The sequence below is a fragment of the Deltaproteobacteria bacterium genome (assembly GCA_016180845.1).
In the GTDB taxonomy this organism is placed as follows: domain Bacteria; phylum UBA10199; class UBA10199; order JACPAL01; family JACPAL01; genus JACPAK01.
In genome coordinates this window covers 99716-114968 of record JACPAK010000004.1, presented here as the reverse complement: position 1 = coordinate 114968, position 15253 = coordinate 99716, and the positions used below count along the sequence as shown (strand labels likewise).

Here is a 15253-nt window from a genome sequence, read left to right as displayed (position 1 = left end):
CTTACTCTGCCAACACTTTCTTAAACTCCTGCGTTAAGAGTGGGACGATCTGGAAGAGGTCTCCGGTGATTCCGTAAGTCGCCCTCTTGAAGATCGGTGCCTCGGGGTCTTTATTGATCGCGACAATAACTTTTGATGTTCGCATGCCGGCGAGATGTTGGATTGCCCCTGAAATCCCGCAGGCTACATAAAGATTTGGGTTGACCGTCTTGCCAGTCTGGCCGACCTGCATATCGTGCGGGGCATAACCGGAATCAACGGCGGCACGGGAGGCTCCGACAGTCGCACCGATCGTATCGGCCAATTCCCAGAGGATCTTGAAGTTTTCAGAATTTTGCATCGCGCGTCCCCCCGAGACAATGATCGAGGCCTCCGTGAGATCGGGGCGGTCCGATTTCCCTTTAACAATTTCGACAAGATTTGTCCTCATCTCACCAGGCTCTATTGATTTCTCAATAACCTGCGCCTTTTGATCCGGAGATAAAGTTTTCAGCATGAAGGAATTTGGTCGTGTCGTCGCCATCTGAATTTCAGTTTCGTACGTGACATCAATGAATGCCTTTCCCGCAAAGATTGGTCGCGTTGCGACGAGCTTCCCATTGTCTACCTTAAGGCCGGTACAGTCTGTCGTGAGACCAGCCCCTGTCCTTAGTGCCAGCCGTGGAAAAAGATCTTTCCCCATCGGGCTAGCCGTTCCCAAGACAATGGATGGTTTCAATTCTGAGACAAGTGTGTGAAGAATCTTCGTCATCCCCTCGGGGTTATATTTTTCGAGTGTGGGGATGTGGTAGACCTTCTGTGCCCCGTAAGTGCCAAGCCCTTCAGCCCCCTCGATACCTTTCCCAATGAGAGCGACAGAAACCTCTGTATTCAAGGCCTGTCCAAGCTCAGTTGCCTTGCTGACAAGCTCGAATGTCGTTTTCTTGATTTTCCCTTCTGAATGTTCGCCAAGTACGAGGATCATATCACTTTTGCCTCTTCTCTTAACAACCTTACCAACTCCTTTGCCACCTCTTCTGGTGTTCCCTGAAGCATCTTCCCTGCCGGTCGTTCAGGGGGGAGACGATAGTTGCGATTTCCTGTTCTTGGTTTCGAATCCCCCATGAGTTCCAAGGCCTTTAAGGTGGTTACCGGCTTTGATCGTGCCTTCATGATGCCGGGGAGTGATGCATAACGCGGGGTGTTCAATCCTTTTTCACAACCAAAAATTGCGGGAAGTTTCACATCATAGACTTCCTTGGCCCCGCCGCCAATCCGACGGTGGACAACAACCCCGTTCTTTTCCGCATTCATTTCAAATTTTTCAATCACCATGACATGCGGAATATTCAGGAGTTCAGCGACCATTTGAGGAACCTGTGCGGCATCATCGTCAATCGCCTGCTTGCCGCAGAAAATCAGATCAAACTTTTCTGTCTCCGCAGTCTTCGCCAGGATTTTAGCGGTGACGAAAGAATCAAGCACAATCCCACTGTCGTCAATATGGATCGCCCGATCGGCCCCCATTGCAAGCCCTGAGCGTAGGGCTTCGACAACTCGTGTTGGTCCCAGAGAAAGAATGACAACCTCAGCAGCCCCTGCTTTTTCTTTTGTCTTCAACGCCTCTTCGATCGCGAATTCGTCGTAAGGATTCACGATGAATTTTACGCCATCGATTTCGATCCCTGAACCATCCGCTTTTGTTCGGATCTTGGTTTCCGTATCAGGGACCTGTTTGACAAAGACTCCTATTTTCATACCACCATTCCTTGGATAAACATCTGGCTCAACTGACTCGCACATTCTTCTAAACTATATCTTTTCTTTTTCATCAAGAGCCAATCGAGTGCCATCTCATCGACCGCTCCGAAAAGGGTTCGTCTTAAAAGGTGGGTATTGAGATCTTTTCGAAAAACCCCCTTTTCTTGTCCCTCCATCAGGATTCCTTCGACAACATGAAGATATTCCGCGAACTTACCTCCACGGTACTCCTCCATAAATTTGGAGGATTGTCGGAGTTCTATCTGAAGAACCTGAGCCAGGTTGGGGTTTTCCTCGACCAGCTTCAGGTGGACCCAGATGAATTGCCGCAATTTTTCTTTAGGGTCGGTTATTTCCTTGAGCTTCTTGTTGACCGCCTGAATAAAAAGATCGATCGAATGTTCAAAGATCGAGATCAGCAGGTCGTCTTTGTTTTTGAAATAAAGATAAATCGTCCCCTCAGCCACTTCCGCCGTTTTGGCAACATCCGCTATCGTAGCGTTATAAAAGCCTTTTTTGGCAAAAACCTTGGTCGCTGCCTCGATGATTCTGACCGACTTGTTTGACATGGCGACGATGGATAACGAGTGGGGAAGGGGGGCGTCAAGGGGAATTAGATAAGAGGAGCTCCATCGATCTTCTCAGGGATTGGTCGTCCCAAGAGTTTGAGCATTGTCGGAAAAATATCGACCGATCGGATCGGGCGTTGAGGCAGTGGGAGGTTTGTGACAATCGGCACTTTCATATGTTCCCAGTGGAGTGATCCGTGCGAGGATTTATGCTCAGGGACTTCATGACGTTTTCGGAGGTCAAACCCTTTTGTCGCCGAGAGGACCAAGTCGCCACACCGTGCCGAGCGAAAAATTTGAAGGAGCTGGGCCGGGGCATCAGGATAATCACTGTTAAATGTGAGTTCCAATGAACCACGATCAGTCATTGAAGAAGGGAGGTTTGGGTAACCGAACGGATCTGATTGATGAACTTGGTACCGCAAGATCCCGCCATCGGTGGTTCGTATTGTCGCTTCACCACGCCGGCTTTTGACAACAATCGTCCCATCACCCCTTTGTCCCGCGATGAGATCAATCTCGGGTCTTTCCAACAATTTTTCAACGAGTCGATCTTGTCTCCGGATCAATTCTTCCCACGGCATTCTCCCGGCCCACCCATTTTGATTTTTGAAATAAAGATGGGCCATTCCATTTCCGGAGACCATGCTGGCGGCATCAAAACCGTATCGAAAGACCACCTTGGGATAAAAAAAGGTGTCGACCCCCAAGCCTTCCAAAAAGGAATTAAGTCCCAAGTGTGTTTTTGTTTCCGAGAGCCCATGATCGCTCACGATGAAAATGGCGGTCTCTTCCCACCTCTCCTGTTTTTTCAGTTTTTTGACAATGTTGCCAATCGCTTCGTCGAGGTGGAGATACGATTTTATGGTTTCAGGGTGGAAGGGGCTGGCAAGGTGCGAATGTTCGTCGATTCCGGGGAAGACCACAAAAAGAAACTCGGGATTGTGATCGAGATCTTGAACTATTTTTTTAGCAGCCGCTTTATCCGCAAGGGCCCAGTGGTCTGTCAGGTGGGCATAATACCAATACCAGATACGAGAAAACCAGGTGCGATTATGTCGTCGTTTAATGCCTCGTGTGATTCCGTTGAAGATGTTGTGTGAGTTTGGAGTCAGACCAAATATTGTTTCAATTCCTTCCCGGATGTCATGTCCCATAAAGAATGTCTCCGCCCCCACATAACTCCTGAATTTTTTTCTTGAGAATGGTTTGGCGTAACGGTTTTTATCGAACCATCGGATACCGGGGATATTGCAGGTGCCCGGATAGCACCCTGTCAGATAAGGCAGATAGGCGGGGCCGGTTGTTGAGGGAAATGCCGTCACCCCCTCTCGAAGGTGAGGAAGGTGCTCCGCGATCTGAGGGAGTTGGTTTTTCAGCAAGAGGTCCTGGATGATGTCGAAGCGGGCACCATCCGCAAGGATCATGATGACGGAACGAGTCTGCATCCTGATTTCTTTTCTGGTTGAGGTGGGAGAGGGGGGGGGATCTCCACAATGCCCCCTTTCTTTTGTTGAATTTCGGTAAGCTTCGCTTCCATTCGATGAATCAGATCGGGGTAGCCATGCTGTTTGATAATCTTATCGAATTGATATTTGTAATTATCGACAAGACTGGCGTCATCGACAATGACATCATAAATCTTCCACCCTTCTTGGACCTTGGTCAGTTTATAGTCGAGTGAGATTTTCAGATTCTCTGAAGGGATTCGGACAAAGGTATGGACGAAGGCCCCGCTCTTGTCTGGATTTAAAAATCTTTCCCCTTCATAGGTGATGAAGTAAGAGGTCTTTTTCGCTTTCGATTCCCCCTCTCTTCCTCCGCCCCGCTCCGCAGAGAAAATCGCTTTATTTTCAAGTAGTTGTGTCATCAGATCCACAAACCGATCTCTTTCTCTGGAGCTTAAATCTTTCCAGTTCTTATCCAATGCGAGCCGACAGAGTTCGCGGATGTCGAAGGTTCCATGCAGGACATTCTTTTTTAGATCCGCATTTCTTTTTTTCTCCTCATCATTTTTAGGATGGAGGATGTAAGAGTCGAGCATGTCATCGAGATCTTGGATGGCACGCGTCGGGGAGCCGATCGATGCTTGGGTTTTAGCAGCATTTCCTGTGGGAAGAGATAGTGAGAAAATAATAAAGAAAATAGCAATGAAAATCCCCCCTAGCCCCCCTTTGTCAAAGGGGGGGACTCCTCTTTTCCCCCTTTGTAAAAGGGGGACACAGGGGGATTTTAATAAAAGATCAAACTTCATTCAGGTTTCCTCCCAGTTTTTTGGTCTAACTTAGCAAGGGCTACATTATAATTAAAGAGCGCCTCAAAATATTTTCCCCGCGTCTCCAGAAAAGACTGGACCGCATCAACAAAATCCTTCGGTTCTGCAAGACCAATGTCATAGTTGCTTTGAGTCAGGAAGAGAAGTTGGCGAGAGAGTTTTCCCGCTTCTTCCGCCCGTACAATCTCCTGCTGGGCATTTTGGGCATCAAGATAGGCCTCTTTGACTTCAAGCAATGAACCCTCGTGTGCCATCTCCCTTTGAATTTGCGTCTTCATCAATTCACTCTTTGCCTCACGAATCTTCGAGGCGGTGCTTCGGAAATCAAACTCCCCCTTGAGACGAAGACCGATCCCGGCTCGGGTGTAGTTAAAGGGATCTGTGTAATCGTCCGTTGCTGAGAGTCCTGTGATGCCGGGTGTACGACCGAGCTCAAAAAAGGCACCGATACCGAGATTCGGCGTCGGAAGTCTCTTTTCCAGCGTCAGCTTTTTTTGGCGGACCTCGTAGAGGATATCCAATTGTTTCAGATCGCTTCGGTTTACGAGCGCCTCTTCACGAATCTTTTCGTAAGGGGGGAGGGTGCGAAGCTGTGGTTCGAGACGTTCCGTCTTGATTTCGAAACGGACACGAGGATCGACGTCGATCAAGACACGGAGCGCTTCTTTTGCCATGATCTCTTTTTTATCGACCTCTTCGACGCGTCGCTCAATTTCGGCATGGAAAAGTTTCAGTTTCAGAAGTTCCGAGGGATCTCCCCCTTCATGTTGTTCCCTTTTTTTGATTTCTTTCGCGAGTTCGTCCTTCGCTGTCTTGATCAGACGTCTGACCTCACGCGCGAGCAGGATGCCGTTGTAGAGTTGAGCGACCTTGAGCCCGATCTCCGCCTTCTTCCCCATTTTCTTTTCTTTTTCAGCCATGATGCCAAGATCGGCCAGCGCCTTTCCTGTCTTGACCTTCCCAAATGTCTGCAGGGGGACACCGACTCCGACCTTCACGCGGTTAAAGACCGTCAGGTCTCCTGTGAAGAAGCTTTCGACGGCGTTCGAGACATCACGGGGGGCAGGGCCGACGTTGTATTCATATTCGGCGACAGGGATTCCGATCTTCCGGACATTGTCTTTCCGTGCCTCGGCTGTTTCGATGTCGTAATCGGCCGCCTGGATCTCTCCGTTGAAGAGGGCTGCTCGATGGATGCATTCTTTAAGGTCGAGGATCAGGATCTCTTCCGATCGTGGTCCCCAAAACTTCTGTGCCTTTTCCGTTGCTGAGTTGATCTCTTCAGCAGCCGATAGCGGGAATGCCCGAAGTACGACGAGGCCTATCAATACAGATTTCATTAAAGACATGAGAGTAGGAAGATTTAGCTAATGGGAGATGACTAAAGCAAGAATTTATTCTTCTTCTTCTTCTTCGGGTACAGGTGACGCATCCTGTCCATCACAGGCAACTTCCATCTTTTTGTAAAGTCTACCAACGGCTGTTCCCATGATGGTTGGGCAGTCCCCTTCACAGGCGGTGGCCCAATAGGTGCCAGCCCCACTTACGTTTTGATAGAGAAATTGGACCCCTTCCGTAAAGAGGACCGGGATCTCGTCTTCGTAAAAGGGAAAAGTAATAACCGTCCCGTCGGCTGTTTCGACCTCTTTCCCTACCGTTGGGAGGCAATCATTGGGATCCGGTGTTTCCGGAGTCCCTGTGCGGCGATAACCGGCGAGGAGATATTTTCCACTCGACGGCAGGTAACCGTCGAATCCGGCGACTGTTGACTCAAGGTCAAAGCTGATGTTGGCACGAGGGGCTTCGGTCGGTTTTGTGTCTAAGAATTCTGCAAGACCGATCGCATGGGAATGGGTACCAATCGTGAGCGCCTCACTCCTTGTCAGGAGGCCGAGCATGTCGACGAACATTCTCCCCAAGTTTCCAGTGGCAGTCGGATTGGAGTTTGCGATCTCATGCTCGATTTGGTAGAGATCACGCCCCTCGGCACGCGGGTTTGTGTAGCGCAGGACCTTCTGGCAATCGGTAAAATTGGCGCTGCTTTCACGGCAGATGGCGCTCCAGTTTTTCTCTTCAAGGAGTCGTGGGAAACTGGCCCATTTCTCAATCCCGGAGAGATCATAAGTCTGACCTGCCGCTTTGGCTCGGAAGGCGAGTTGGTTTCGGTCGATCGCCTGCTTCACACAGATGTTGACCGGCTGTGCCGGTGTGTTTGGAAAATTTCGGAATGGTGCACTAAACGAGACATCATCGGCATAGGTGGTCAAGGTGAGGCGACAGTTTCGATCGGCGATCGCATTATCCGGATCTGGTTCGGTCTGCCGGAAATGGGGCTCTTCGGGGGTGGAATCGTCCTCGCCGCAGGCGGCTGCCATCAGGGCTGTTACCAGCCAGGGGATATATTGAATCAGTCTTGGACCATTTAATCTCATAAGCTCTCTTTATTATTATCGGTAGACTTAATGAGATGTTGCACTTTTTCTTTGGAACGGGTGACTGGGGGTCGGGCGCCCGCCCGCGCGCAACGGGTGAGCACGGGTGGGCGGAACCCCCAGACAGGACCCGTTCCATTTAAAATTAAGTTAACCTTAATCACCAATACACTCCCCATATTCCATCGGTTCGACGCATTCCCCATCTGCCCCCCGTAGACAATCCCTCATACAGACCCCCGCCCCCATCAATAGATAACGCGGGGCGGCATTGATTGATTCCACAGATTCCTCTCGTGTGTCGCCGACATAGGCACTGCCGGTCATGCCGATCAGGAGGTCATTAATCTCGATTCCGAAGATACCGTAGGGTTCCGTCTCTTCGAGCAGGTCATCGACTGCGGAGGTCGCCTGGCAGGTCTGGCCCTTGTGATCCCCAACACAGTCACAGATCTCTCGAACCTCCGGATGAAGGGCACAGAACTGGCTCAAGGGGGCCTTCAACGGGACATCGACCCAGATTGAATGATCGGTCTCAGCAAGATATCTGGTTAATAGCGCGATGATCTGGTTTTGGAACGTGGTAACGATTCCCTGGGAAGAGGTTGTAGAGTCGTTTGTGTCCCGTGCCAACGTGTAGTTCTCTTTCACACTCAGATTCAGGTAGGTCCGATCGGTATCGACCTCCCAGTCTGTCGGGACGGCGTAACTGGTACTTTCTTCTGTCAGTTCCGTCGATGTCGAGACGGAGTGTCCCGTAATCCCGCCGGTAATGGTGACCAACCCCTCGTCGATCAAAAATGTAAGGGAGATCGAAATCCGCCCATTCGTCTTGTAGCTGACCATCGGGAGATCTTCATGGTTCGGATCGGCGCAGCGAGGATGCGCAAGTGGTTGCCGCTCACACCAGTCTTTAACCTCAATCTTTCGTTCCGTCCTCTTATACCCTTCCCGTCTTCTTCCGGTGTCGATAAACTGTCCTTCGAAGACCTGCATCTCACCATCTCTCATGCCGATCTCAAGCTCTGCCGTGATCATCGGAGGGCGGGTTGAGCCACTTTCATCCGGTGGAGTCGCCATCGTACTGAAATTGACGATTCTCGCCATCAGGGGGGCGTTCGGATTCAGTTTGGTCCGAACAACAAGCGGTGTCTCGCCAGGGAGTCCTGCGATCATTCCATCACCAAGCATTGTTCCGAGGTCGAGATTGAACGGGAAGCATTTCCAATTGTTTGTCGGATCGTCTGTTTCACCGGGCCCCCGACCATCGTCCAGGACATCATGCCCCTCCTTATCGAGACAGACAGAGCCACCGATATCCGGTGCCGCCATCCCCATCTCTCGAAGTTGCGTCACACTCATATCCATGAAATCCGGCTTCTCAAGGCTTAATTGGTGAAGCAGGGTATTCGCTGAATGGAGGAGGGAGTTTACGAATTCCTCACCCAAGGCCAGGTTTAACTCAGATCCGACATGAGACGCCTCCTCCGCCGGATCGACCGGTTCCGGAGATTCCACCTCACGGATCGGACCGAAGTTCAAGGCGGTCAAGTTGTTATTCTCAAATTGAGGACCCAAGTTATTTCGGAAGAATTCGAAGGCGTTTAGCTCCTCAATCTCCTCATCGGTCGCATCCGCTTCTGTCAGTCCCGCTGGGGCGAGGAGGGCATCCAGTTTTAGAAAAAGACCGATCGGACTGACACGGATATCGGATTTTGAAAGATCGGCGTAAAGATCCAGCGCCAGTTTTTTATCGAACATGTCGAGTGCTACCTGACTGAGCCTCGTCTCTGCCGATTCATCGATCGCCTGGTTGAGGGCAAACGGGATCTGTCGTCTGAGCATCTCTTCCAACGTGGACTCAAGCTGGTCATCGAGATTTTGATTCAGACAGTTTTCATCGCGTCCACTTCCACTAACCCTTTCGTTCAAGCTGGCGAGTTCCGCACAGGCAGAATCAATCGTTGCCGGTTCTCCATCAAAGTAGGTATGGGCCTCTCGGTTACATTCAAGTTGCACGAGACGACCGGGTTCTCCCATTCCATTGACAGAGATCAGCATTTCTCCTGGGGGATTAAGAATCCGTACCCGAAGTTTGTCATTTTCCCGATAAAACTCCATCTGGATGCGTACGGTCAGCCTTTCGACAGTCAGGAGGGCGGGGAGCATCCAGGTTTCATACACCGGGATCCGTGCCAATTCTCCGGGAAAGTCGGATTGATTCGGATGACCATCGCCGTCGTTGTCTCCGGTGGGATTGTCGGTATCCGGTGAGAGACCCTGACATTCCGGGTTGCCTTCGGCGCAATCATCGTCCGTATCATCGACATCCGGGATCCCATCATCGTCGGTATCGGTCAGTTCGATCTCGAAAAGGTCTGCCTTTCCTTCGAGATCGTTGATTTGAAGGGTTACGCGAAGACGGTTGCCCGAGAGGAGCTGAAGTCGCGGGATTTCAATATCTCCAATGGTATGTTCAAAGAGATTGATGACCCTCAATTTCCCTTCGGGGAACGCCTCAGGACAGGAGGATTCGACGCTCGTGGCAGGTCGGTGAGGCTCGAAGAGAGAGGGAAAGGTCTCTTGCTTAAACTTGTCGGAGTTGAGGATCTTGAGAAGGGTTTGCTTGAGTTCCCCCGTAACGTAACTTGCCGGCAGATACATCGAAAGTGCCTTCGGGACCTGCGCCGATCGTGGTTGGAAGGCACCTGATGCATCCGCCATCGATCGTACCTTTCCAAATCCGAAGGAATGCGACTGAACCGTTTTGTTTCCATGAACGTCACGCGCGCTGATCGTGAAGGTATTGACCGGGAATCTTAAGTCATAAAATGGAGAGGCATGGTAGGTCGTGCCACCGCGCGTTCGCTCCGCCATTGGTGTTCGGAGGGGGGTTCCGTCTTCTATCGTCTGGTTGTTGGGCCAGAAACAGATCGAATGTTCTTCGTTGCAGAGGATTTCCATTCCCCATCGATTTCTTCGGCGTGGTCGTTCCGGAAGTTGGTCTGGTTCTTCACCACACACCGAGACGGCGACCATCACGAAAGAAGGGATCTCATCGACAAGGTCAACGCCAACGGGAATATTGACGCCGAAGATACGACTGTATCGGATTGAGGTTCGTTGACGAACCGCCAATACCTGCCCATCGACCTCTTCCAGTGGTTCCTCGAGGTCATCGTCACGGAAATAGGAGACGCAGAGCTCGGGACCGCGGATATCATTCTGGATCGGGGCGAGGGCGATTCGATGTCCCACGGAGCCGACAGTAGCGGCGTTACTGACCTCAACTGCGATGCGGTTTTCTCCATGACCGAGTGGGACGGTAATCACGTGACCCTCAGGGCAGAAGAGACCGTCTTGGGTCGCGGTGACTTCAGAATTGTTTTGAAGGGTTTTTTCATAACCAGCGGTTGAATCGACAATCTCATTGTAAACAGTGAAGGTCAGCTCACTACCGGGGCTCGAGCCCTCTTCTGTTCTGAGGCAGAGATCGATGTTGTTGGCGCTAAATGTATCGTCGATCTCCTGAAGCTCCGGTGGCAGTGTCACTTGCACGCGACGTCTGGCGACCTCGTCCGGCCGGTCTCCGGCGACGCAGATACGATTCCCTTCGGAATCAACGACATTTTCCATCCGGTCACAGATCCCGTCGTTGTCGTCATCAGGATCGGCGTCATTGTAAATTCCATCGTTGTCCCAATCAGGATCTTCACTGTCGGGGATTCCATCCCCATCGGTATCGGTGAGGGGCGACGTGATATAGTTCGCCTGACCGACAGTACCGTTCTCACGCGCGGCAGTGACATTCAAGTCGGGGACACTGATGCGGGTGACGTCTCGTACCTCGGCAATCTTCTGGATCGGATTGCTTCCGCCGGTGAAAAAATCGGCATGGACGATCGCCTGAAATTCCCCCTCTCGCTGAAGCGGGAGAAGAATTCGGAAGGAGCCGCCGTTGTTTTCTATTTCGATCGGATCCGGTTCGGCTAATTCATCCGGAATCGGATTCGACTCATCCGGGGAAGAGATAGCAGCGACCAGATCGATCAGATTTTGAAGATCTTCATAAGAGCGGATCTTTCCAAGAATACAAACGGTAGAATCATTGATGTTTTGATCGGCTACCGGCTGAACAATACAGATCTTTCCTCCGATATAATTTTCCTCAGGGTCACAAGCAGCATCGGTATCAAACTCACAGTCGCAAAGTGCTGTTCCCTCCTCAAGACCTGCCGGTGGATTCGGGCAGGTGAGGGCAATGGTGTTGCCCCGCCAGTCTGCAAAACTGACCTGAGAAAGGAATATAAAGAGAATGCTCAGAAAGATTCTAATCATTAATCGATCTCCGCTTTAATAATAATGTACATCATCGTTCCTTGTGCCTGAGGGTTCGGACTCGCAATCCGCGCCACTCCGGCCAAATCCATTGTTAACGATCCAGCTGGCAGTTCCCCCTCAATTGCTCCTCGATCGAATGTGCCACTCGTATCGGGTTCGAGAAGTCGTCGGCCATGGAGTTCGTCGGGATCGGCGCAGCGAGGTCCTTCCACATAAGGTGAGATCGGATTTCTCCCCTCGAGCCCCATGAGTAATGTGTCAAAACAGGGACCACAACCGGTTCCTGGATCGTTGAGTGTCGCTTCGGGAACAAGTCTCTTGGATTGCGCTGCCTGATCCGGGATGAAGGCCGAAGAGATACATTCAGTCGTGAGGGCGAGCTGAAGGACCGCGTCGATCGGGTCATTTCCCAAGGCTGGTACCACAGGAGAGAAGAGTCTTACCGCAAGGTTTGAGAATGAGATCTCGCCGGTGACAGGATCATAAGTCCCGGTGGCAAGTGCCGGAGAATCGGTCTCATTGTAATAGCTCTGGATACAATCAGCCTCGGAGGCGATCGCGGGGTTCAAGATGTTCGAGAAGTTGGAGCTTGTGACCGTGACCTTGCCTCCACCACAAGAGGGGCTTTGATCGGCCGCCTCCCAATCCGAGAGGTACAGATAGAAATAGGAACAAGAGTGTCCAGAGGCATTTTCGCACTGGAATCGATACTCGGTTCGTGAGGGGTCTGATCCAATCGTGTTGTAGATCCGGACTCCATTGAAGCTGGGGTTTGTCGCGGCTACGGGGTTGTTGCGATCAGGGTCGGGGGTCGTAAAAATCGGTTTTAAGATGGCGGTACCACTGACCGGATCGAGCCGGATCCCACCTGGCAGCGTAAAGCGATCGAGGTAGCGAGTGATATCGGTGATCCCTGCTCGATCGAGAATCCCTCGAGTGGCTGTTGTTAAGATGCGTGTCCTCTGGAGGCTATCGCTCAATCGCTTATCCATTCCAGCCATGAGTCGATGGACAATCAGATTTCGTGTTCCGTCCGGCGCCCCATTGCTCCCCTTCATATTAAAGGTGATTTGGGTACTGTTGCCGCTGTCGGATGGGACTCCACCGATCTTGGGTCGGTTCCCGGGGCGACCGGAGTAGGCATTAACGTCGAATTGGGCCTCGAAGACGCGATAATTAGAAGATCCCTCTGGCACATCGAACTGGATCGTCGCAATCTTCCGTTTTTCACCGGCTGCCAAACTGAACGTCAGGGGAGGCGTCTCCGTCCCTTCGTCGCCACTTCCGTCGGTGTGGCATGCGGTCTCTCCAAGATCTGTCCATTTGATACAGAATTTTCCGATATCCGTTCCGGAAAATTGCGGACGTGATGCCATCACGATATCTTCTGTACCTGAGATCCCGTCGTTTTTGAGGTAGAGCGCCTTTTCAGCACCATCCTGACGGAAACTGGCGAGAAAATTGCTGGCTCGGAAGAGGTGATCGGTTTCTGTTTCGCTGATCACGAGCTGATCAATTCCTTCAGGACAGGTCGGATCACAACTGACTCCCGAAGCGATAAAGCGGGATTCATCTTGAAGATACAGAGAGAGTGTCCCACGACGATCCTGTTTGGCGATCCCACTCAAGACCGCTGTTGCCGGGTTGATTCCATCCCCCTCTACCTTCAAGAGGGTATGATCGGTCCGTCTCCTGTCCGCTGAGGTGATGACCGGTTTCGCGAAGGGACCATAGTTCAGGAAGAAAAAGAGGTCTCTGCGGCCGTCGGGCGGGACCGACCATTGATCTCTATTCCCCCTCCACTCCCGTTCCTCAAAGCTTTCCCCCTGATAAATAGCGCCGACCCGGAAGTTCAGATTCAGATCCTGAGCCTCAATGCTTGTGACTTCGAGAGTGCGGACACCGTTGTTTGAGACCCGGAGGAGTTTGTTTTCCGTTTGAATCCCGACGATCTGTTCTGAAAAGGTGATGGTAGGTGGCGTTGAACTATGAACAGCGAGAGGCGTTCCACCACTGCCGGGTTCAGAAAGGTTTAATTCCGAGATCTCGATCGATGGGGCCGGGGGGCGACCAAAGCCATGAAGAGAGAGGGTGACTTCAGGGTTCTCACTGATGCGGACCTCTGAGGAACAGGTAACCTGGCCGCCTGAACTCGAACAGCCTTGACCCGCCAGCTCGGGATGGAATTCCAACTGCAGGGCGATCGCGCTATTTACGATCGGTGCGAAGATAGCGGTGTTCAGGTCATGGGCGTTGACAATCTTGAGCGGGCCGACCTGATCGGGGACGTTCAAATCAAGGTTTTGATTGGAGCCGGCGCCGATCGTCAAGGTGACTGTTGCTTGTTGAATAAACCGCTCCTCTATCCCGGGAAAGAGGGGATCGCCATCCTCCTTCGCAAAAGGGAGATCGCTCGTCGGAACAGCGATACAATTTCCTTGCTGATGAGTTCCTGGGAGGCAGAGATCGATCGTGATCTTACCATTAGCATCCCTCACGACTGGAAGATCTTCCGAGAGGAGTTCACCTTGACCGAGTGGTGTTGCGACAGAGGCGGTCAGATTTAAGACCGGGGTTCCACCACCACCGCCACCCCCCCCACAATTTTCTCTGAGATCCGAAAGACTCTCGATGGTTCCGTCTTCTTTTGCCGGATTTCTTAGGATGCCCGTAATCTCGGCCGCCATAACCGCATTGCCGAGTGCGGCTCCGAGCTGGCCGGTACCTTGGTCAGGGTCTGAGGAAGTCCCCTCAGGGACGATGAGCCCCGTGACAAGTGTCATTCTCGTTTCGCCAGCGCTGGCATCAAAAGTGGTGGGGCTACCGGAGATACGGACCGGTCCGACGTCTACTGTTCCGGGTACCGGCGTAATCTCAATCTCATCGGTTGTGAGATGCAGAAACTCCTTTGAAAGCCCGGGAATAATCTGAAACGACTGATTGGGTGGCGGATTGGTCGTCGGACTAAAATCGGAAAACCATCGGCTATAGGCAGGGCCGACACAATCATCCTCCCCCAGAATCTGACAGCGGTTAAAGTTGTCATAGAGCCGGATCATGAATTGAAGCGGAAGGCTGTCGATCGCAATCCCGCCATTTTCTGTCTCATGGCAATCACTGACAGCGATGTGATCCTTGAGGCGGTCGTAAGTAGCGCCGGCATCGATGATGAGCGCCGCTTCGAGTGCCGTATTGTCCAACCGAAAACCAGGGAAATCGACTGCGGCGACGTAGACCTTGCATCCGTTCGAAAAATCAAACTTCATCTTCATCGGTTGGCTCCCCAGAAATCGCGTCAGGGCAAGCGTTTCGGCACGGGCACAAAATCGCTCTTCTCCGTTGAGGGGGGTGGCGGTATCGCTCGTTGAGTGGCAACAAAAGAGATCGGTATGCGGAGGCGAGGGATAATTGTTACAGGCACTCGGGGCATCGGAGGTTCCGAGAGAGGCGTCAATATAAAGGGTCAATGTCGCCTCAAATTGCGTCTCGCAGAGGTTCCCTCCGATAACCGGTTGGCAGGTGTTGTTTTCGGTGCACTGCTCACCATCCTCGCATTGTTCGTTGGTTCGGCATCCCTCGATACAGGTTCCCTTTTCATCCTCTCCAATCTTGCAGATCTTTCCCTCCTCACATTCGGAGTCCTCTGTACAGACAACCTCAGTTTCAGCGGTGCAAGTTCCCTCTCGACAGACCTGTCCTTCAGGACAGTTTGAATTGTCCTCACAGGGGACCCCTTCGTCGGGTTGAGGTTCACCACTTGGCGCGGGGGTGCCCTCTGAAGGGACGATCGAGGGGAAGAGGTACGGTTCGTCCTTCCCTCCACCGGCGCAAGCGGCAAGAAGAGCGGCAGGGAGAATAAAAAAGACGAATAAAATTTTTCGTGTTCGTTTCATTTT

9 protein-coding genes are annotated in these 15253 nt (G+C 51.8%); all 9 read right to left on the bottom strand.

Annotation, left to right across the window (positions count from 1 at the left end):
* Position 1: 1 nt before the first annotated feature.
* A complete protein-coding gene (locus HYT76_07535) occupies positions 2-964 on the bottom strand; it encodes an electron transfer flavoprotein subunit alpha/FixB family protein (protein MBI2083408.1) in 963 nt (320 codons plus the stop codon).
* On the bottom strand, positions 961-1737 hold the full coding sequence (locus HYT76_07530) for an electron transfer flavoprotein subunit beta/FixA family protein (GenBank protein ID MBI2083407.1): 777 nt from the start codon (positions 1735-1737) through the stop codon (positions 961-963). The genes HYT76_07535 and HYT76_07530 overlap by 4 nt, the downstream gene beginning before the upstream one ends.
* The gene (locus HYT76_07525; GenBank protein MBI2083406.1) at positions 1734-2309 is read right to left on the bottom strand and encodes a TetR/AcrR family transcriptional regulator; all 576 of its coding nucleotides are present in this window, start codon (positions 2307-2309) and stop codon (positions 1734-1736) included. Before HYT76_07525 ends, HYT76_07530 begins: the two co-directional genes overlap by 4 nt.
* A gap of 44 nt (positions 2310-2353) precedes the next feature.
* Positions 2354-3757 carry an alkaline phosphatase family protein gene (locus HYT76_07520; GenBank protein MBI2083405.1) on the bottom strand — a complete coding sequence of 468 codons (1404 nt, stop codon included), beginning with the start codon at positions 3755-3757 and terminating at the stop codon, positions 2354-2356.
* A complete protein-coding gene (locus HYT76_07515; protein ID MBI2083404.1) occupies positions 3733-4563 on the bottom strand; it encodes an ABC transporter substrate-binding protein in 831 nt (276 codons plus the stop codon). The genes HYT76_07520 and HYT76_07515 overlap by 25 nt, the downstream gene beginning before the upstream one ends.
* Complete coding sequence (locus HYT76_07510; GenBank protein ID MBI2083403.1) at positions 4560-5933, bottom strand: TolC family protein; 1374 nt, start codon at positions 5931-5933, stop codon at positions 4560-4562. Before HYT76_07510 ends, HYT76_07515 begins: the two co-directional genes overlap by 4 nt.
* Positions 5934-5978: 45 nt before the next feature.
* On the bottom strand, positions 5979-7016 hold the full coding sequence (locus HYT76_07505) for a hypothetical protein (protein MBI2083402.1): 1038 nt from the start codon (positions 7014-7016) through the stop codon (positions 5979-5981).
* A 156-nt stretch (positions 7017-7172) separates the two neighbouring features.
* On the bottom strand, positions 7173-11354 hold the full coding sequence (locus tag HYT76_07500) for a hypothetical protein (GenBank protein MBI2083401.1): 4182 nt from the start codon (positions 11352-11354) through the stop codon (positions 7173-7175).
* Positions 11354-15250, bottom strand: coding sequence for a hypothetical protein (locus HYT76_07495; protein ID MBI2083400.1), 3897 nt, complete (start codon positions 15248-15250; stop codon positions 11354-11356). The genes HYT76_07500 and HYT76_07495 overlap by 1 nt, the downstream gene beginning before the upstream one ends.
* Positions 15251-15253 lie beyond the last annotated feature (3 nt).

Excerpts from the sequence above, each read along its gene's own strand:
- HYT76_07535 (MBI2083408.1), bottom strand. The coding sequence starts at position 964 with ATGATCCTCGTACTTGGCGAACATTCAGAAGGGAAAATCAAGAAAACG.
- HYT76_07530 (MBI2083407.1), bottom strand. The coding sequence starts at position 1,737 with ATGAAAATAGGAGTCTTTGTCAAACAGGTCCCTGATACGGAAACCAAG.
- HYT76_07525 (MBI2083406.1), bottom strand. The coding sequence starts at position 2,309 with ATGTCAAACAAGTCGGTCAGAATCATCGAGGCAGCGACCAAGGTTTTT.
- HYT76_07520 (MBI2083405.1), bottom strand. The coding sequence starts at position 3,757 with ATGCAGACTCGTTCCGTCATCATGATCCTTGCGGATGGTGCCCGCTTC.
- HYT76_07515 (MBI2083404.1), bottom strand. The coding sequence starts at position 4,563 with ATGAAGTTTGATCTTTTATTAAAATCCCCCTGTGTCCCCCTTTTACAA.
- HYT76_07510 (MBI2083403.1), bottom strand. The coding sequence starts at position 5,933 with ATGTCTTTAATGAAATCTGTATTGATAGGCCTCGTCGTACTTCGGGCA.
- HYT76_07505 (MBI2083402.1), bottom strand. The coding sequence starts at position 7,016 with ATGAGATTAAATGGTCCAAGACTGATTCAATATATCCCCTGGCTGGTA.
- HYT76_07500 (MBI2083401.1), bottom strand. The coding sequence starts at position 11,354 with ATGATTAGAATCTTTCTGAGCATTCTCTTTATATTCCTTTCTCAGGTC.
- HYT76_07495 (MBI2083400.1), bottom strand. The coding sequence starts at position 15,250 with ATGAAACGAACACGAAAAATTTTATTCGTCTTTTTTATTCTCCCTGCC.